19 protein-coding genes and 1 tRNA gene are annotated in these 18787 nt (G+C 64.1%); 4 read left to right on the top strand and 16 right to left on the bottom strand.

The genetic code is table 11. The annotated features are described in order from the left end of the window. The first annotated feature begins 272 nt into the window (after positions 1-272). On the top strand, positions 273-1124 hold the full coding sequence (locus WN73_RS25955; RefSeq protein WP_271555319.1) for an IS110 family transposase: 852 nt from the start codon (positions 273-275) through the stop codon (positions 1122-1124). Between the two features lie 490 nt (positions 1125-1614). On the opposite strand, the gene WN73_RS25950 is transcribed toward WN73_RS25955, so the two are convergent. Beyond that, the gene (locus tag WN73_RS25950; protein ID WP_271555318.1) at positions 1615-2400 is read right to left on the bottom strand and encodes an SDR family NAD(P)-dependent oxidoreductase; all 786 of its coding nucleotides are present in this window, start codon (positions 2398-2400) and stop codon (positions 1615-1617) included. Between the two features lie 133 nt (positions 2401-2533). Here WN73_RS25950 and WN73_RS25945 point away from each other — a divergent pair, with 133 nt between their 5' ends. Further along, on the top strand, positions 2534-3232 hold the full coding sequence (locus WN73_RS25945; protein WP_162603591.1) for a histidine phosphatase family protein: 699 nt from the start codon (positions 2534-2536) through the stop codon (positions 3230-3232). 140 nt (positions 3233-3372) lie between these two features. Then, entirely contained in the window at positions 3373-4140 is a 768-nt protein-coding gene (locus WN73_RS25940) for an SDR family NAD(P)-dependent oxidoreductase (protein ID WP_011088190.1), read from the top strand. 115 nt (positions 4141-4255) lie between these two features. Here the strand turns inward: WN73_RS25940 and WN73_RS25935 are convergent, their stop codons facing one another. Then, the gene (locus tag WN73_RS25935) at positions 4256-5479 is read right to left on the bottom strand and encodes a serine hydrolase domain-containing protein (protein WP_162603590.1); all 1224 of its coding nucleotides are present in this window, start codon (positions 5477-5479) and stop codon (positions 4256-4258) included. Positions 5480-5629: 150 nt separating this feature from the next. On the opposite strand from WN73_RS25935, the gene WN73_RS25930 reads away from it, so the two are divergent. Continuing rightward, a tRNA-Trp gene (locus WN73_RS25930) sits at positions 5630-5705 on the top strand. A gap of 684 nt (positions 5706-6389) precedes the next feature. On the opposite strand, the gene WN73_RS25925 is transcribed toward WN73_RS25930, so the two are convergent. The 14 genes from WN73_RS25925 to WN73_RS25860 form a co-directional block, all read right to left on the bottom strand. Then, positions 6390-6596: a hypothetical protein gene (locus WN73_RS25925; RefSeq protein WP_110116388.1), complete on the bottom strand. Its 207-nt coding sequence runs from the start codon at positions 6594-6596 to the stop codon at positions 6390-6392. A 307-nt stretch (positions 6597-6903) separates the two neighbouring features. Next, positions 6904-7938, bottom strand: coding sequence for a Gfo/Idh/MocA family protein (locus tag WN73_RS25920; protein WP_110116387.1), 1035 nt, complete (start codon positions 7936-7938; stop codon positions 6904-6906). A gap of 3 nt (positions 7939-7941) precedes the next feature. Next, the gene (locus WN73_RS25915) at positions 7942-9147 is read right to left on the bottom strand and encodes a class I SAM-dependent methyltransferase (RefSeq protein ID WP_271555317.1); all 1206 of its coding nucleotides are present in this window, start codon (positions 9145-9147) and stop codon (positions 7942-7944) included. Continuing rightward, the gene (locus WN73_RS25910) at positions 9140-10357 is read right to left on the bottom strand and encodes a class I SAM-dependent methyltransferase (protein ID WP_038967053.1); all 1218 of its coding nucleotides are present in this window, start codon (positions 10355-10357) and stop codon (positions 9140-9142) included. Before WN73_RS25910 ends, WN73_RS25915 begins: the two co-directional genes overlap by 8 nt. Before the next feature lie 332 nt (positions 10358-10689). After that, entirely contained in the window at positions 10690-11268 is a 579-nt protein-coding gene (locus WN73_RS25905; protein WP_271555316.1) for a WbuC family cupin fold metalloprotein, read from the bottom strand. After that, positions 11246-11911, bottom strand: coding sequence for a class I SAM-dependent methyltransferase (locus WN73_RS25900; protein WP_011088180.1), 666 nt, complete (start codon positions 11909-11911; stop codon positions 11246-11248). Before WN73_RS25900 ends, WN73_RS25905 begins: the two co-directional genes overlap by 23 nt. Before the next feature lie 25 nt (positions 11912-11936). Beyond that, positions 11937-12329, bottom strand: coding sequence for an LIC12192 family sporadic carbohydrate cluster protein (locus WN73_RS25895; RefSeq protein WP_271555315.1), 393 nt, complete (start codon positions 12327-12329; stop codon positions 11937-11939). Continuing rightward, positions 12322-13128 carry a sporadic carbohydrate cluster 2OG-Fe(II) oxygenase gene (locus tag WN73_RS25890; protein WP_060907974.1) on the bottom strand — a complete coding sequence of 269 codons (807 nt, stop codon included), beginning with the start codon at positions 13126-13128 and terminating at the stop codon, positions 12322-12324. The genes WN73_RS25895 and WN73_RS25890 overlap by 8 nt, the downstream gene beginning before the upstream one ends. Then, positions 13125-14243, bottom strand: coding sequence for a DegT/DnrJ/EryC1/StrS family aminotransferase (locus tag WN73_RS25885; protein WP_271555314.1), 1119 nt, complete (start codon positions 14241-14243; stop codon positions 13125-13127). The genes WN73_RS25890 and WN73_RS25885 overlap by 4 nt, the downstream gene beginning before the upstream one ends. After that, entirely contained in the window at positions 14233-15339 is a 1107-nt protein-coding gene (locus tag WN73_RS25880; protein WP_271555313.1) for a DegT/DnrJ/EryC1/StrS family aminotransferase, read from the bottom strand. The genes WN73_RS25885 and WN73_RS25880 overlap by 11 nt, the downstream gene beginning before the upstream one ends. Positions 15340-15347: 8 nt before the next feature. After that, the gene (locus WN73_RS25875; RefSeq protein ID WP_271555312.1) at positions 15348-16307 is read right to left on the bottom strand and encodes a transketolase family protein; all 960 of its coding nucleotides are present in this window, start codon (positions 16305-16307) and stop codon (positions 15348-15350) included. A 10-nt stretch (positions 16308-16317) separates the two neighbouring features. Then, positions 16318-17166: a transketolase gene (locus WN73_RS25870; protein ID WP_039184759.1), complete on the bottom strand. Its 849-nt coding sequence runs from the start codon at positions 17164-17166 to the stop codon at positions 16318-16320. Continuing rightward, the gene (locus WN73_RS25865; protein WP_271555311.1) at positions 17141-18178 is read right to left on the bottom strand and encodes an aminoglycoside phosphotransferase family protein; all 1038 of its coding nucleotides are present in this window, start codon (positions 18176-18178) and stop codon (positions 17141-17143) included. Before WN73_RS25865 ends, WN73_RS25870 begins: the two co-directional genes overlap by 26 nt. Beyond that, on the bottom strand, positions 18175-18786 hold the full coding sequence (locus WN73_RS25860) for a hypothetical protein (protein ID WP_231166509.1): 612 nt from the start codon (positions 18784-18786) through the stop codon (positions 18175-18177). Before WN73_RS25860 ends, WN73_RS25865 begins: the two co-directional genes overlap by 4 nt. Between the last annotated feature and the right edge of the window lies 1 nt (position 18787).

Here is an 18787-nt window from a genome sequence, read left to right as displayed (position 1 = left end):
TGTGTCCCGGAAATCAGTCAGGATGTTCGAACGGGCGGTTGGATCAGAACCGCCCGTTGCTGGAACTGAGCCCGTTGCGCCCAAAAGCGACCGAGCGAGGGACAGCTCCGGTGTCTTCCTCAACCCGAACAGTTGCACGGGCTTCGAGCCCGAACCGAGCAAGGAAGGGAGTGGATGATGGCACAAAATGATATTGTTGTCGTGGGTATCGACGTTGCCAAGGACAAGGTGGATGTGTGCATTCGTTCCTTGGGCAAGAGGCAAACCTTCCCATGCGTCACCGCAAGCTGGTTGCTTGGCTTCGCAAGCACCAGGTGGGCAAGGCGGTGATGGAGGCGAGTGGCGGCTATGAGCGTGTCTGGGCCAAGGTGCTGCGCGAACCCGGTATTGAGGTTCGGATCGTCGATCCCAAGCGGGTCCGCAGTTTTGCGCTGTCGGCCGGACGGCTGGCCAAGAACGATGCGATCGATGCGGAGATGATCGCCTGGTTCGCCGAGACATTCAGCGATGCGCCGAGCCAGACGTACGATGCGGCACGTGAGGAGTTGCAGGTCTTGGTGAAGGCGCGCCTAGATCTGATCGATTCCAGGATGCGCCTGGTCGGCCAAAGCGAACATGCCACGCCGGGGTTGGCCCGGAAAACGCATGCTCGCATCTTGAAGAGCCTGGCCAACGAGATTGCCAAGCTCGAGGCCGCCATCTGCGCCAAAATCAGGTCCACGCCAGATTTTGCTGAGCGCGCCGAGATCATCGAGAGTGTGCCGGGTTTTGCCGAGACGAGCGCCGCAAACCTCGTCGCAGGCATGCCGGAGCTTGGCCAGGTGAGCAACCAGATCGCCGCGGCCTTGATCGGCGTTGCTCCCTATGACGATGACAGCGGAAAGCGACGCGGCGAGCGCCACATCAAGGGAGGCCGCCGCTGGGTCCGCAATGCCATCTACATGCCCTGTGTCGGCGCGGCCACGCTGAATAATCCCGTTCTGAAGGCCTACTATCGGCGCCTGCTTGCTAAAGGGAAAGAGCCGAAGGTTGCCATCATCGCCTGCATGCGCAAGCTGATCGTCATCCTCAACACGATGATCGCACGACGGCAGAAATGGGATCCCAGCCGCGCTACGCGCTGAACTGAGCGAGCGCATCTCGTCGCGCTCGGTACTCGACCGAGCGCTTGCAAAGCCAACAGACCGGTGAGCGGGCGGGGTCAAGGCCGTCAGCCGCACAGGCGGGGGTGCGCCAGCGCCAGCCTTGAGGCCGGCCGATCACCGGGCTACTTCGCCACAGTTGCTCTTTCGTTGGGCGTGACGCGACGAAGCAAAGCTCGGGCCGCGAGGATGCGAAAGTGTGTCTGCGAGTGAGATATGAATTGATAGAGCGACGCCGTCTCCCACACTCCGTCATTGCGAGCGCAGCGAAGCAATCCAGAATCCCTCCGCACCCCGGTCAGCGTTGCCGAAGCGCGATGTGGCCACCTGCGTTCGCAGCAACCAAGTTCGGCGGCTATGGGTCCTGGCTTGCGCTAGGACGACAGCGAGGGTGTTGCCGCGGTCTCGCGCAAAACGCCGGTCCGAAAATGGCCGGCTCGCCCGGCCATCATCAACGTAGAGAACGACTTTGCTAAACCGGCTTGCCCGCATACGGCATCGACGCCGTCAGACCGCCGTCCACCGGGAACGCCTGGCCGTTGACATACGAGGCTTCGTCGCTGGCCAGGAACAATCCCATCGCCGCGAGCTCGTGCGGCTGGCCGGGGCGCTTCAGCGGGTTGAGCTGGCCGATCTTGTCGGCGGTGCCGCGCTCCTTGGCGCGGTCGAAGATCGGTTTCGTCATGCCGGTTTCGATCAGGCCGGGGCAGACCGCGTTGATGCGCACGCCGGTGCCGGAGAGCGAATAGGCCGTGGTCTGCACCAGGCTGATCACGCCGGCCTTGCTCGCGGCATAGGGATGACCGCTGGCGCCGGCCTTGAGGCCGGCGACCGACGCCGTCAGCACGATTGCGCCGGACTGCTGCTTCACCATGTGCGGCATCGCGTGCTTCACCGCGAGGAACGGACCGATCAGGTTGACGCGCAGCACCTCCTGCCAGTGTTCCACGGTTTGCTCGCCGAGCGGGATGAGCCCGCCGGAGACGCCGGCATTGGCCCAGATCACGTCGAGCCGGCCGTGCGTCTTCACCGCCCTGTCGATGACGGCGATCACGTCCTTCTCGGAACCCGCATCCGCGACCATCGCTTCCGCGACACCGCCGGCCTTCTTCACCTCCTCGACGGTCTCCTTCACCGCCTCGGTGCGATCGACCGCAATCAGCCTGGCGCCTTCCCTGGTGAACAGCAGCGCTGCGGCGCGACCGATGCCGCTGCCGGCGCCGGTGATGATGACGGATTTGTCTTGCAGACGGCCCATGCGTTTCTCCCTTTGACGTGTGCGCGACGCTTGCCGCGCGACGGAATTTCAAACAAGATTTCAAACGGTAAAGTGTCTTGAGACACGTTCACACCTGACGTACAGCGACATCACACGGGATGGAAGGGTTTCGATGGCAGGCGCAGACAAGCCGAATGTGGTCACGACACGGTGGTGGTGGGTCCGTCACGCGCCGGTGCGCAATGACGGCGGCAATATCTACGGTCAGAGCGACATCGCCTGCGACACCAGCGATACCTACGTGTTCAATGCTGTCGCCAAGGTGCTGCCACGCAAGGCGGTCTGGTATTCGAGCAATCTGATGCGGACGCATCAAACGGCCGAAGCGATCTGGGCGGCCGGCTTTCCAAGGCCTGCGTCCATGACGTGGGAAGCGGACCTCGCCGAGCAGAATCTCGGCCGTTGGCAGGGCATGAACCGCGCCCAGTTCATCGCCAGCCGTCCGGTCGGCACGAGCTGGTTCGCCGACATCAACGAGCCCGCGCCCGGCGGCGAAAGCTTCATGGATCTCTACAACCGCACGCGCCGCACCATCGAGCGGATCAACACGGAGGCGGCGGGGCAGGACATCATCGCGGTCGCGCATGGCGGCACCATTAAGGCCGCGCTGGGGCTCGCGCTCGACGGCCAACCGGAGCGGGGGCTGTCGTTCGACATCGACAATTGCTCGGTGACGCGGCTCGACTATTTTGCGAGTCCCGAGCGCACGGTCTGGCGGCTGCCGATGGTCAATCAGCAGCCGTGGATCGCAGATGATGCGCACGCGGCGATGCATCAGCTGGCGGGGCCGGAAGTCAAGAAGCTCGCCTGAGCAAGCTGTCATTCCGGGACGGTCCGCAGGGCCGGACCCGGAATCTCGAGATTCTCAGGTGCGCAACCGCGCACCATAGGTCGATGCTTCGCATCGCCTCGGAACGACACTGAATACGTAAATCAATCTGGGAGAGAAACATGACCTTGTTCGACATGAAGGGGAAAGTCGCCGTCATCACAGGCTCGACGCGCGGCATCGGGCTTGCGATCGCCGAACGCATGGCCGAGCACGGCGCCAAAGTCGTGATTTCCTCACGCAAGGCCGACGTCTGCGACCAGGTAGCCAAGGGCATCAACGACAGGTTCGACAAGGGCACCGCGGTCGCGATCGCGGCCAACATCTCCTCGAAGGAAAATCTGCAAAACCTGATCGACGAGAGCAATCGAGCGTTCGGCAAGATCGACGTGCTGGTCTGCAACGCGGCGTCGAACCCGTATTACGGTCCGCTCGCCGGCATCTCCGACGATCAGTTCCGCAAGATCCTCGACAACAACATCGTCGCCAACAACTGGCTGATCTCGATGGTGGTGCCGCAGATGATCGAGCGCAAGGACGGCTCGATCATCATCGTGTCCTCGATCGGCGGCCTCAAAGGCTCGACCATCCTCGGCGCCTACGCGATCTCGAAGGCCGCCGACATGCAGCTCGCGCGCAACCTCGCCTGCGAATACGGCAAGCACAACATCCGCGTGAACTGCATCGCGCCCGGCCTTATCAAGACCGATTTCGCCAAGGCGCTGTGGGACAATCCGGAGAACCTGAAGGCCTCGACCTCGCGCTCGCCGCTGCTCCGCATCGGCATCCCCGACGAGATCGCCGGCGCGGCGGTGTTCCTGGGCTCGAAGGCCGGCGACTTCATGACCGGCCAGACCATGGTGATCGACGGCGGCGCGACAATCAGTTGAATTGTGAGATCAGGCCGAGGTGTGGCCGCGGCACATGCTGCGCTCCCTCTCCCGCAAGCGGGAGAGGTTACACCGAGCTTGCCGCTCGATCGTTCAATTCAAGCAGCATCTGAGGTCAATCCACCGCCGCGTAAACCAGATCCCGCACCAGCGTGCGCGTGTAGTCGCGCTGGCCCGGGCCCTGGCTCATGAACACCGCGAGCAGATCCTCCTTCGGGTCGATCCAGAAGAACGTTCCCGCAATGCCGCTCCAGAAATACTGGTCGACGCTGCCGGGGAAGGGCGCGATTCCGGCCTCGCGGCGCACGGCGAAGCCGAGGCCGAAGCCGTGGCCGGGCGAGAGCAGGGTGCCGTTGGTCTTCACCTCGGGCCCGAGGTGGTCGGAGGCCATCAGCTCCAGCGTCTTGCGGCCGATGATCCTGTTGCCGTCGAGCGTGCCGCCGTTGCGCAACATCAGCGCGAAACGGGCGTAGTCCATCGTGGTGGAGACGAGGCCGCCGCCGCCGGATTCCATCACCGGCTGCTCCAGCATGTTGAACAGCGCGACCTTGTCGCCGGTCCAGGGATCGGCCGCGAACGGTTCGGCGAGCCGGCCCGCATTGGCCTCGGATGTCGAGAATCCGGTCTCGGCCATCTGGAGCGGCGCAAGTACGCGTTCGGCGAGGAAGGTGCCGAGCGACTTGCCGCTGACGACCTCGATGATGCGGCCGAGGATGTCGGTGGAGCGGCTGTAGTTGAACTCGTCGCCGGGTTGGCAGACCAGCGGGAAGCTCGCCACCAGTGCGGCGTGCTCGGCATTGGTGATCTTGCGGCTGCGCACCCGCGAGTCCTGGTAGATCTTGTGCACGGGCCCGTCGCCCTGGTGCTCGTAGGTGAGGCCAGAGGTGTGGCGGAGCAGGTCCTGCACCGTCATCGGCCGCTTCGGCGGAACCAGGTCCAGCTTGCCACCGCTGACGATCCCGACCTTCTGGTCGGCAAATTCCGGAATGAACTTGGCGACGGGATCGCCGAGCAGGAGGTGGCCGTCCTCGACCAGCGCCATGACGGCGACGGAGACGATCGGCTTGGTCATCGAGAAGATCCGGAAGATCGAATCAAGCGCCATCGGCGTTGATACGGCCGGGCTCTGGCGGCCCAGCGCCTCGAACCAGCCGACCTGGCCGCGGCGGGCCACCAGCACGGTGATTCCGGGGACGGTGCCCTTGTCGATCTCGCGCTTGAAGGCGTCCGACATCGCCTGGAGGCGCGGCCGCGACAGGCCCAGTGTCTCGGGCTTGGCCTCGGGCAAAGGCGGTGTTTTCGGCGCGGTTGCGGGGCTAAGGGCGGCTGTCGCGGTCATGGTCACTCCCGGGGGCACATTATTGTCGGGAGCGAAATGTGGCCCAGAAGGTGCGGCACAAACAAGCGAAGCGGGCGCGCTTCTCCCTTGCAATCCGGCCGTCCCCTGTGCTTGAAAGCGGCCGTGATCCTAAGGCGACGCAGGGTCCGTAGGAGTGTAGCTCAATTGGTAGAGCACCGGTCTCCAAAACCGGGGGTCGCAGGTTCGAGCCCTGCCACTCCTGCCAAGCAATCTCAATGACTTAGCAGAAAATTGGCGATCTCGCGCTACCGGCAATTTCGAAGTAGGTAGCGCCTGGGTAGCGGCTCGATAGCTTCCCGCCAGTTCGAGCAGGGCATCGCGCTCCTCCAGGGAGGCGGCGCCGGCGGCCAATTCCCGGCACCGCCGCTCCATGCGCGCGAGCTCGTCGATGTCGTTCTGTTGCCGCCCCGTGCGGCCGATCAGACTCCCGGAAGCCATCCTTCGTCAAGGCAGTGCGTTGCTTCGGCCCGATCTCCAGATGCTCGATACGCCCTACGAGGCATGCCGCCTCGAATCGACGGAGGCGAGGCGGGCGTTGCGGTATCGAGCGCAAGCACGTCCTTCGGCCTGAGCGGAGCGGCGGTCTACAACACGGTAACGGACGAAGCCATCGAGGTCGGCCCCCAGGAACGTCACCCAACTATCCAAACGTAAAGCCCGCCGGTTCACGCCGGCGGGTTTGTCCACACCCACGACGCGCAGTAGCTCGCGCGCATTCCGGGGCCCAAGGGATTGACAACTTGACTCTGGCCTGCGCCGCGTTTCGATGGCGGCATGCCTCGTCCTGTCCGACATCACGTCTACGCCGGCAGCGAAGGGACGTCGTTGGCGATGCATCCCCGCCGGTGAAACCCACAATAGAGCGACTGAATGAAACTCTCGCGACCCGCTAGACAACACCGCCGAAGTCGATCCCCTCCCTGGCGAGCTTCTCGGCCTCCTCGGCGGACGTGGCCGGCTTCGTATCGAGATAGGAATGCTCAGACGCCGGAAGGATGGTGCGGATGTTCTGGCCGTCTGTCCGCGTGATACGGGCAATCCAACGCTTATGGCCCTGCTCAAATCGCTGGATATGGTACTGCTTGTACGTAATCATGACTCGTGACGCTACGAATGTTGAACAGCCGCCACTCTAGTTAATCTGCCCCTGCCGCACAACGAATTGTTGAAAATCAGTTAATTCCCGTCGGCGCAAAACCGGCCCGCCAGCGTCAACCGGCGGCTCACTTCTTCACACCCACGACAGGCAGTAGTTTGACGCCATTCCGCACCGCTAGGAATCGACGATTTGACTCTGGCCTGAGACGTATCGCAGTTTCTGCGTCAACTTGCCGAGGTCACCATCAAGCCAGGGCCGATCGCGCGGATAACGCCGCTCGATCGCCCGAAAGCGGATGCGATGCCTAGCCGCTGACCTGCCGCTTCCAGATCGCCTCGGCGAGCGCGATGTCGGCCACCGAATCTTGGCCGGACGCCAGGGGCGTTCCTTGTTCGACAATATCGGCGACGAAAGCGTCGGCCTGACGCCGAAACGCCCAACTCCCTTCGCGCACCAGCCGCGTGCGTTGTCCGCCTTGGTCGAGAATGACCTCCGCCTCCTGCTCGGCAAAGGGCGGGGGCAGTTCGATGGTCAATGCGCCCCGCTCGAAATCGATCGTCAATCCCTCGCGCCACGCACCTTCGGATCCATTCACCAGATCCAGCGCGCACGCGACGCCGTCGAAGTCGAGGGCTATGCGCGCCGCGCCCGCGATCTCGACGGTGCTTTCGGCGACTGCCGGCGACGATCCGAGCAGGTAGCGCGCCAGATTGATGATATGGCTGAACACGTTCAGAAAATTATCGTAGCCGGGCCGCATCGCGCTCGGCATCCAATCGGGGCCATCCTGCCAGAGCTCGAGCCCGTCCGGCCGGGTTTCGCCGGTCATGACGAAATTGTCGTGTGATCGGCCGGTGTCGCCGCCGAAGCACCAGCCCCTTGCTCCGACAACGCATCCGAGCGAACCGTCTGTGCGCAAACGCGCCAGTTCGGCCAATGCGCGCGCTACGCCGGCGTCGTGACGCTTCATGTAGCCGATGCTGTAGACGAGGCGCTGCCGCCGCGCAGCCTCGACCAGCGACGCGGCCTGAACCGTCGTGTAGGCCATCGGCTTCTCCGACAGCACGTGCCGGCCGCTGTTCAACGCATCCAGCACGATCGGGCCGGTGGCGCGGCGCTTGGTCACGACGACGACGGCGGATACCCCGCTGTCTGCGAGCAGTTCCCGGTGCGTGCCGTAGACCCGCGAGATGCCGAATTTCTGCGCCGCGGCGGTTGCCAGGTCAGGTCGGAGATCTGCTATCGCAACGACGCGGCAGGCCGGATTGGCGACGAAATTGGCGAGGTGGCACATCTGGCCGACCATGCCCGTTCCGATGATGCCAATGCCTGGCCTCACTTGCTACGATCCCTCGATGCGCTTCCGGACGACGAGGAAATGCGCCGGCTGCCCCCAGGTGTTGATGAACGCCTGGTCTGACTGGGTGAGGGCGGCGATCGCGGACGCATCGCGCCGTCCGATCGCGCTGAAGATGCGATGGAAACTGTCGAGCGTTGCGGTGATGGCTTCGATGTCGGAAGCATCGTCGGCGAGAATGTCCGTCGTCAGGATCGTCTCGCGTAACGAGGCGAGGCTGGTGATCACGCGGGGCAGGCTGTCGCCGAAGGGCTCGTCGATCATCCTGTCCACATCGAGCACCAGAGCTTCGATCGAAGCCGAGATCGCGCTCACCGCGTCGGCCTTGCCGACCAGATAAAGCTTTCGTCCCCCGAGGAAGCTCAGACGGCTGCGGTCGAGATGGCGTGTGGCGCGACGCAGTTTCTCGTCCGCCGACAGGACCTTCTTGTGCCAGTAGACGTCCAGGCTGTCGCGATAGGCGGGCCATGCCGAATGGATGTCGAACCCCTGCTCATGCGCCGCCGTACAGAGGGCCTCCGCATCGAGGAAGTAGCGGTACCGGACGAACGGATTCTCGAGCACGTCCATCAGCCAGGATTCGAAGCTGCGGGTGTGCGGAATGCTGTTCCACTTCGGCTCGAACAGCAGCTTCGCCGTCTCCAGCGCGGGGCGGCCCGTCAAGACCTTGCCGGCGGCATGGATCGCCTTGAGTGCGAGCTCGAAGAAGCCGCCGTAACGTTCGTAATAGGAAACGACGGCGTAACCGTCCGGATTGAGCAACCGATGGAAGATGCCGAGCCATTTTTCGCTCGGCTGCACCGTGTAGATGAACCCTTCGGCGTCGATGACGTCGAAACGGCGGTCGCTGCGAAACCCCTCGACGTCGGACAATGCGAGTTCGCGAAGATGTTCCGCCTGGCCGAAATGCGCGAAGTAGGCCTCAATCTTCGGGTGCGCATGCCGGTTCGGTTCGGCGAGCGTCATGTTCGCGCCCCAGCCGGCAAACACCAGGGCGTTCTCACCGGAGTCAGGACCGAATTCGAGAACCTCCGCATCGCGGAACAGCCGCGCAGGCAGCACCAGCTTGTCCGAAAAAAGCTCGCGACGCTGGCCGGCGTAGGCGGTGAGTTCGGCAGAGGATTTGAAATTGCCGAACGTCGGCAGGATGTCCTGGCGTTCGTAGTAGTTGAAGAGCTTGTCGTCAGCCATGCTGCGACCCTGCGGCCGCCTCGAGGCGATCGAGCTCGCTCCAGATATCGGACGGCGCGAAGATGGAGACGATGTGCAGCGGACGCTTCACGTTTTCGCGCAGCCGGCTGCTGACCTTGGCTTCGTTCTCCTGGTTCACGGCAAGAAGGCAGACGAGCGGTTCGGACTTTCCAGCGAGATCCTCGGGCGATCGGATCGGAATCCCGGTGCCGGGCAGGAACAATCCCTGACGCTCCTTCTGATCGTCGACCGAGAGATCGACGAGATCCGCAAGTTCGTGGGCATTGGTGAAGGTGCAGGCGCGGCAGCCCGCGCCGTAGATGGCGATCTCGGCGCCGCTGGCGCGGGCCTTGGCGAGAATCGGTCGCAGGCGGGCGCCATACTCCCTCGCGCGCTGGCCGAATTTCTCGCCGACGCCGGCGGGGGCGGGCGGTGGCGTCACGTCGCGCGTCGCACGGCGGGCCGCGATCGCGAGGGTGCCGCCGCTGAAATTGTATTTCTTCACGGACACCGCCTCGAAGCCGTGGCGCGCCAGCAGCGCGACCAGGGTCGGCTCGGTGAAATAGCTGACGTGCTCCTCCCAGAGGACTGAGAGGTCGCCGGCCGTCGAGCCGGGCGCGAAATCCGGCACATCGATGAACAGCAGCCCGTCGTCGCTGAGCGCGATCTTCACGCAATCGAAAAAGTTCTCGAAATCGACGATGTGCTCCAGCACCTGGCGCGAGACGACGAGATCGAATTTGCCGGCCTGCGCCACGGCGTCGTGACACATCGCAGGGCTGATCATGTCGGCATAGACCTTGATGCCGCGCTCGCGGGCGATCTTGCCCGACACCGGGTTGGGCTCCACGCCGACCAAAACCTTCGCGCCGCGCTCGCGAAGCTTGTCCATGAACAGGCCGTCGTTGCAGCCGATCTCGAACACGGATTGATGCTTCGAGAATTTCGCGATGGTATCGAGCTCGTCGACCTGGTGCGGCTCAGGCTTCCAGCTGCTGAAATTGTAGTTGAACTGGCGATACAGGATGTCGGGATCGATCGGCTTGACGATCTGCGGCAGACCGCAATCGCCGCAGGCGAGCACCTCGAACGGATACCGTTCCTCCTGCTCGTTCCGGCTGTGCCGGAGCCGATGCGCAATCGGCATCTGCCCGAGGTCGATGACCGGTCGAAGGTTGGTCGAATGGCAGAGGCGGCAATGGTCGGTCACTGGTTGTTCTCGCATTTGGCAGGTCTGACGAAGCGATGTTCAATGAAACCGGCGCGGCCCGCAATGAGATGGTCCCGGATACATCCAACCCGGGGTGCACGGCGCAGCCCTCTGGCCGTTGCGTCCTCAACCAATGCAGGTAGCAGTCGTCGGTAGGTCCCGCAAGACGCGCGGCAGTCCATTGAAGGGAAGCGGGTACGGCGTGGCTTCCGCCGTGTCGGCGGTCCCCAATGCGATCTTTCTGAAGTCGCGCGTAACGTAGGCAGCTTCATCGGGTAGGTCTTCCTCGAACGTTCAAGGCGGTATAGTCGAGTAGCGGTATCAGTCGAAATCTAACGTCCCGCCAGATGCTCCGCGGCGAGCACGCTAGTTTTCGCGACATAGTCCTGAACTGCGGCGGCATCGCTGCCATCCGGTGCCCAGTCGGGAAATGCAGTGCGGGTGGGGTCGAAAGGGCCGGCGGTGGTTTCGTGAAACACCAGCCACTCCGAGGTGATCAGGATCGAGTGGAAGACCTGTTCGGGCATCCGGTAGTAGCAGCGCTTGCCCTGGCCGTAGGGCGCCATCTCGAGCACGTCGCGAATGCGGCCGTCATCCTCGAAGATCACGACCTGCGCGGTGCCCTCGATCACGTGAAACGATTCAGGTTTGCCAAAATGCATGTGGGGTCGCACATAGGCCTCGCGATGATGCACGATCAGCATCTCATGCAGGCCGGACGAGGGATCGGGATGCGTGCACAGCCGGCTGCGCAGGCGCGGGTTGCCGGCGGCAATACGCTTCAGCTCCGCGATCGTGGCGTCGTCCGCCGTGACGATGGCGTCGTCCGAATAGTAGACTTCCGGATTTTGCGCGCGCAGCGAAGTCGGTGGGCGCGGACGCGCCGTCTCATTCGAAGAAGATGAACCCATGGTCGCCCCGATAGCCGCATTTATCGTAGATCCAGGCCCATGTGTCCGGGCCATGGAAGCTCAGGCAGGTGAGTTGCCAGTAGAGGAGATTTGCCTTCTCGCGCTCGTTGCGGAACGATTCCACCATCAGATATTTCGAGGCGCCGCGTCCGACACGCTCGATCTCCGACACCGCGCGGAAGACGTCCTCGAGTGGAAGGTTGTGCAGCACGCCGAGCGACACTACGAGATCGAAGCTGTGATCGGGGTAGGGCAGCTCGACGGCGCTGCCGACCCTCAACTGCGGCCGCACGTCCTCCTTGGCGTTGGCGATGCCATACTCGGAGACGTCGATGCCGGCGATCGTGAGGTCGGGGACGAGTTGGGTGAACTCGTAGAGCAGATAGCCCTTGCCGCAGCCGACATCGAGCACGCTCATGCCCGGCTTGATGCCGTAGCGGTCGATCAGGGTCTGGGCGAGCGGGCGCCACCGTCCGTCGTAGCGATAGCCGCCATAGCCGTAACGGCGGTCGCCGTCCCAGTAGTCGCGCCCCCATTGCCGCGCCACGGCGGCGGATTCGGCCTTGTCATGCTCGACGACGCGCTGAACGTAGTCCCGCTTGGTCGATGCGTGCATCGGCTGGAGCAGGTTGATCTCGGTCATGATCGTCAACCGGTCCGCGGCATCGTCACAGGATGGTCGCGAACTTATTGACGAGCAGGATGTCCTCGACGGCCTGGATGTCTTTCTGCGACGAGAGCGTGATCTCCTCCACGGCCGCGTGCAGATCGCAGCTCTCGCGCAGCACGCGGTCGTAGATCTCCCGCCGCCGTGCCTCGTCGGGCGGCAGCATGAAGATGCTGTAAAGGATCAGGCCACGCAGCCTCGGCAGCTCATCCAGGATATCCTCGAGCACCATGTAGCTGCCGGGCATGGTGTGCTCGGCGGCGCTGAGCAGATAGTGCAGGTTCTTCCGCCGGGCATAGTCGCGGATCACGATGTTCTGGACGTGCTGCGGGGTACGGCTGCCGTTCAGCGGGCGGGCGCCGATATAGCCGCGATGGCCGGCTCGCTCAGCCATGGAAGCCTCCGGGCAGCTTGTATTGCATGCCGACCCGTGTCGCCGGGCGCAGCAGGATCGGTTCGAAGAATTCGCCGAAGCGCTTGTCCGCGTAGGGGGACATGATGCTCTTGAAGCGGCAGTTCATGCTCCAGCGTGTGCCGGGCTCCTCGTTGACGCGATTGCCGTGCATCAGTGTCTGGTTGAACAGCATCACGTGACCGTAGGGGATCTCGATGAAGGTCGCGTGCGGCTTGATCGTCTTGTACAGCTCCTCGGCGCTGCGCAGGCTGGCCATCCGGTCCTGCATCTCGCCGTTCAGGGACGGCGGCAGCAGGTACATCGACTTGGTGTGGCGGACGTCGACCAGCGGCACCCACACCACGACCTCGAACGGCGAGTCCCCCGACCAGACGTCGGAATGGGTGGCGAGCAGCGATGAGCTGTCGCCGGGAAGCTGGATGCTGAGATTGACGCGGCGCTGCATGCAGAGCTCGTTGCCGACGATGGTCTCGATCGTCGAGCGCGCCAGACGGAAATAGGTCGGCCGGAACCAGGGCTCGGCGTTGAGGCCGTTGAAGACGTGCAGCCGCAATCCGTTGAGATCATCCACGTTCACGCGCGTGTGGATGGTGTCGAGCATCGCATAGGGATCGTTGCTGTGCGGCAGCTTGAGATAGTCCGCCGCGAGTTCGGCGGCGCGCCGCTGGATGCGGTCGAGCCCGGCGCGGTCGTCGGCCGGCGTGGTGACAAAACCATCGTCGATGAAGCGCTGCGCCAGCGCCTGCTCATCGGCCTCGAGGAAGTCCGTATCCGTCATGCGAAGTACTCCCGGGCGGTCGCGCAGATATAGCTGATATCGGCGGCCGAGAGGAACTGGTTGATGGGAAGGGTGAGGATCTGGTCGGCCTGCCGTTCGGTCACCGGAAATGCGCCGCGACCATGACCCAGATGCGCTGCCGCCGGCTGCAGGTGGATCGGGACCGGATAATGGATCGCGGTCTCGATGTCGTTGTCGGCAAGATATTTCTGGAAGTCGTTGCGGCGGTCGGTCTGCACCACGAAGGTGTGGAACGTGTTGAACTCGATGTTGCGGCAGGGCGGAATGAACAGCGGCAGGCCTGCGAGCTCGGCGCGGTATTGCGCGGCGTTGCGCCGCCGGCGCTCGATCACCGAGGGCAGGTTGCGCAGGCGAATGCGAAGCAGCTCGGCCTGCAGCGTGTCGAGCCGCGATACGATGCCCCATTCCTGGACGTCGCTGCGGTTGATCAGACCGTGATTACGCAGGCGGCGAATTCGTGCGGCAAGCTCGGCGTCGGCGGTGACGAGGAAGCCGGCATCGCCCGCGGCATTGAGGTTCTTCAGCGGATGCGCGGAGAAGCAGCCGAAGGTTCCGATGGTGCCGCTCATTCGCCCGTCATAGGTCGAGCCGACGGCCTGCGCGCTATCCTCGATCACGGCGAGGGCGTGTTTGCGTGCGATCGCCATCAGCGGGTTCATGTCGGCCATGCGCCCGGTCAGGTGCACCGGCATGATCGCCTTGGTCCGCGGCGTGACGGCGGCCTCGACCGCGGCCGGATCGATGTTCTGGTCCGGCAGCACGTCCGCAAAGACCGGCGAGGCGCCGACTGCGATGATCGCGGCGGTCGATGCCACGAACGAATTCGGCGGGGTGATGACCTCGTCGCCGGGACCGATGTCGAGCGCCCCCATCGCGAGGATCAGCGCATCGGTGCCGGAATTCAGCGTCACGACATGCGGCGAGCCGAGATAGGCGGACAATTCCTCTTCGAGCTTTCCGACCGCCGCACCGCCGATGAAATCGCCGCGCTGGAACACGCCCTCGACCGCCTGCATGATCTCGGCGCGCTCTTCCTCGAATTGCGCCGGAAGGTTGACGTAACCGATGCGCCGGCGGCCGGTGTCAGCGTCCATGGCAGAACTTCCGAACAGTCTCGATGACGCGGTCCTGCTGCGCGCGTGTCAGGTGCTGGTCCACCGGGAAGCTGATGACTTCCTTGGCATGACGGTCGGTAACCGGGAACGTTCCCGGGGCGTAACCGAGATGCTTGAGGCCTTCCTGCTGATACAGCGGGATCGGATAGTGGATCTTGGCTTCGATGCCGTTGTCCAGGCAGTACTTGTAAAGCTCGTCGCGGCGTTCGGCGAACACCATGTAGAGGTGATAGACGTGCTTCACGTTGGGCCGGCGCGGCGGGACGCGCAGGCCGGGCAGGCCGGCGAGGCCTGCGTCGTAATAGGCCGCGTTCTCGATCCGGTGCCGTGTGATCTCGCTGGTCTGGCCGATCAGCCAGTTGCCGACGACGGCCTGCAAGGAATCGAGCCGCGAGTTGCAGCCGAGGATCGCGATCTCGTCGCGGTTCTTCATGCCGTGGTTGCGGATGAGCCGGAGCTTCTCGTTCATGCCGTCGTCATTCGTGACGACGACGCCGGCATCGCCCCAGACGTTCAGGTTCTTGAGCGGGTGCAGGGAAAAGCCGGCCGCGATGCCGTGGGTGCCGGAGCGCTTTCCCGCGAACTCAGACAGGATGCCCTGGCAGGCGTCCTCGACGACGGGGATGTTGTGGCGCTGCGCGATCGCCATCAGCTTGCCCATGTCGGTGACCTCGCCGGTCAACTGAACCGGCATGATCGCCTTGGTCTTCGCTGTGATCGCGGCTTCGACATAGTCGACGTTCATGCAGAACGAATCGTCGCAGTCGACCAGCACGGGCTTCGCCCCGGTCTCCGCGATGGCGCCGACGGTCGCGATGAACGTATTGGCGGCGGTGATGACTTCATCGCCATGGCCAATGCCGAGCGCCTTGAGCGGCAGTTTGAGCGCGTCGGTGCCCGATCCGACGCCGATGGCGTGGCGCACGCCGATCAGCTCGGCAAAGCGCTTCTCGAATTCGGCGACGGGCTTGCCAAGGGTGAAGTCCCCGGTCGCGACCAGCCGGCCGATCTCGGCCAGGATGGGGGCAGGATCGGAGAATTGCTCGAGCAGATAGGAATATCGAACGTCGTACATGTGGCCCGTCAGGTGGAATGGAGTTGAGGGGAGGCGGTGTGCGAGGCGGCAAGCGCGCGCTCGATCGAGGCGGCAACGGCGCCGGCGGAAAGCCCGTGCTTCTTCAGCAGCGAGTCCTGCGAGCCGTAATTGTGCATGAAGCTGTCCGGCAGCGACAGCCGCAGCATCGCCGGCAGGCCTGCCCCGAGCTTGTCGATCAGCGTCTCCGCGACCGCGCTGCCGAGGCCGCCGGACGGGACATGCTCCTCGAGAGTTGCCACAAGCTTGATGCCGCGGATCGCTTGCAGCAGCGCCTCGGTGTCGAGCGGCTTGACGGTATGCATGTGCAGGATGCCCGCGCGGACGCCTTGTGCCGCCAGCAGGTCGGCTGCAGCCAGCGCCCGCTGAAGCATGATTCCGGTGGTCACCATGAGGACGTCACCCGGCGGCCGCATCAGGATGGCCTTGCCGATCTCAAAGCCGTGCTCGGCCTTCGAGACGATGGCATCGCCGCCCTTGCCCAGGCGGATGTAGATCGGTCCCTTCCAGTCGAGGGTCTGCTCCATCATGCGCGCCGCCTCGTCGGCATCGCACGGGCAGACCACCGTCATGTTGGGCAGCGCCCGCATGATGGCGATGTCCTCGATCGCCTGGTGGGTGGGGCCGAGCGGCGCATAGACGAGCCCGCCGCCATTGGCGATCAGCCGCACCGGCAGATTGTGCAGGCAGAGGTCGACGGCGACCTGCTCGTAGCAGCGGCGAGTGAGGAATGTCGCGATGGTGTTGACGTAGGGCACGAAGCCTTCCATCGCCAGGCCGGCCGACATGCCGATGATGTGCGCTTCCGAGATGCCTTCGATCAGATGGCGCTTCGGAAACTCCTTGCTCATCGCGCGCAAGGTGCCCGCGCCGGGATCGGAGCCGATGTAAAGCACACGCTCGTCGCGCGCGGCGAGCTTGTGGACCATGTTCATGGCGGTGTTGCGCATGGGGTGCCGATCAAAAATCGCCGACAGCAACGCGTATCGCGTCGAGCTCGCTGTCGGTCAGCTTGTTCTTGTGATGCCAGTCGGCGTTGGATTCTGCGGCCGGCAGACCCTTGCCCTTGACGGTATGGCAGATGATCGCGGTGGGTTTCCCCGCAACGGGCGGGACTTGCTTCAGGACGGTGCGCAGGGCGCCGACGTCGTGGCCGTTGAGCTCCTGCACGGCAAAGCCGAAGCTGCGCCACTTGTCCGCAAGCGGCTCCAGCGGCAGCACGTAGTCGGTGGGTCCGTAGCTCTGGAGCTTGTTGTAGTCGATCAGCGCGACGAGGTTGTCGAGCCCGTGCTTGGCCGCGCCCATCGCCGCCTCCCACACCGATCCCTCGTTGATCTCGCCGTCGCCGAGCAGGACGAAGGTGCGGTAAGTGCGTTCGCGCATGCGTGCGGCGAGCGCAAGGCCGACACCGATCGACAGACCATGTCCAAGCGCGCCAGTCGAGGCCTCGACCCCAGGCACCATTCCGTATTCGGGATGTCCGCCCAGAATACTGTCCGGGCCGCAAAAGCCGTCCAGCTCCGACAGGGGGAAGAAGCCGCGATCGGCCAGGAGCGCGTAGAGCGCCAGACAACCGTGTCCCTTGCTGAGAATCGCGCGGTCGCGGTTCGGATCGCGCGGGTTCTTCGGATCGATCCGCAGCACATCGTCGTAAAGCACGCGGACCATCTCGATCAGCGACAGGGCCGGACCGACATGTCCGCGTCCCGCCGAACGGACAGAACCGAGGACCAGGCGGCGCAGGTAAAGGCTGCGCTCGTCGAGCGTGCAGGTGAGGGCGGCTTCAGCGTGGGGTGAGATCTGGATCACGTTGGCAAATCGTTTGATGGAGCTGGCGGGCTTTGTCGAGCTGACCGGCGAGGCGGACCGTCAGGTCGCCACCTTGCGCAGCCAAGGCGCGCCGGGAGCGGCTTTCCGGCAAATAGGCATTCAGGACAATCAGGCACCAAATCGCTCCAAACAGAGGATACAGTACGTCAAGGCGGATCGCAAACGCGTCATCCCTAGCCGCGAAGGCTTGCGCGAGGCGTTCGGTCAATCGATTTGCTTTGGCTTCGGGCAGATTGCTACCGGGGTGAATCGCGGTGTCCGACACCAGCTTGACCGGATCGTCCCAGCCGAAATATTCGAAGTCGATGAAGCGCAGCCGGCCGTCCGTGGCGCGCAGCGCATTGTGTAGTCCGAAATCCGACGGGCTCAACGCGCGATGCGCGGGCGCAAGGTCCGCTGCGGGATCCCGGCCGAGTTCCGCATAGCGCTGGCGGAGCCGCCGAATCGCGATGGCAGTGCTGGGAACCAGGCTGTCGTCCATGAACGCGCGCAGGTCCGGATGATCATCCGAAGCGCGCCTCAGTCCGTCCAGGCGCTGCTCGTACTGGGCGACGGCTTCCTCGGGCGAGAAGATGCTGGCCGAAGCGTTCCGCAAAGTTTGCGCGCCGTCGGCGTTGCGCAGTTTCTGCAACGCGATCAGGAAATCAGCCAGTTGATCGGCATCGCCGTCCTGAGGGCGCAGCACCGCCGCTTCGCCGTCGAACCATTGATACAGCGCGCAGAACGCACCCGAATCCTTCGCGATCGGGCGCGGTGTCGACATGATGCCGTGGCGCGACAGAAACGACAGCGCGTCATATTCCTGTCCCAGGCGATCGCGCCCGTCGGACGGATAATGCTTGAGGGCGAGGGGCGGTCCCTCCGCCATCTCCAGCCGAAACACCCTGTTGTTGCCGCCGGCCCGCGCCGGTTGGGCGGCCGCGACCCGCGCTCCGGCCAGGCGGCTGCCGATCGCCATTGCATCCGGCGCGCTGATCTCGGGCTCGCTCATTCCGCAAACACCTCGTGGCGGATGCCGGTCCATGTCGCGATCGGCTTGCAGTGTTCGGGGTGGGGAGGCTGCGAACGCGTGAACAGGATCGATCGCGTGCCCTTCGGAAAATGCGGTTGCTCGAACACCTCGACGAGATCGTCGATGAAGATGTCGAGCTCCAGGCTCACGAGTCGCTCGACCTTGGCGGCCATCGTGTCCTCGAAATACACGTCGCCGGCAGCCACCGCCGCATCCGCAGCGTCGATCAGGCCGGCACCACGCAGCCAGCCGCGCGCGGCTTCACGCAGGTCGGTATGGTCGGGATCCTGATGACCGAATCGGGTCTTGTGGCTGACGATGTACACCTTCGCGCCAGCGTGCCTGCACGCCGCCAGGAATTCCCGCACGCCCGGATAGATTTCGGCGCCGCCAATGCCCTTGCCGTAGACGAAGCCTTGCAGCCCTTGCCAAGCGAGCTCGCCGCCAGTGCGGGATCGCAGATGATCCCGCACATCGGTCTTCGGCCCCTCCCAGCCCTCGGGCACCAGCCCGCGCTGACGCGCGACGGCGGCAAAGACCTTGTCGTAGCAGATGATCGTGTTGTCGAAATCGATGCCGATCCGCACG

This window comes from Bradyrhizobium sp. CCBAU 45394 (genome assembly GCF_028128655.1).
GTDB classification, from domain to species: domain Bacteria; phylum Pseudomonadota; class Alphaproteobacteria; order Rhizobiales; family Xanthobacteraceae; genus Bradyrhizobium; species Bradyrhizobium diazoefficiens.
This window is presented reverse-complemented; position numbering and strand designations above follow the sequence as displayed.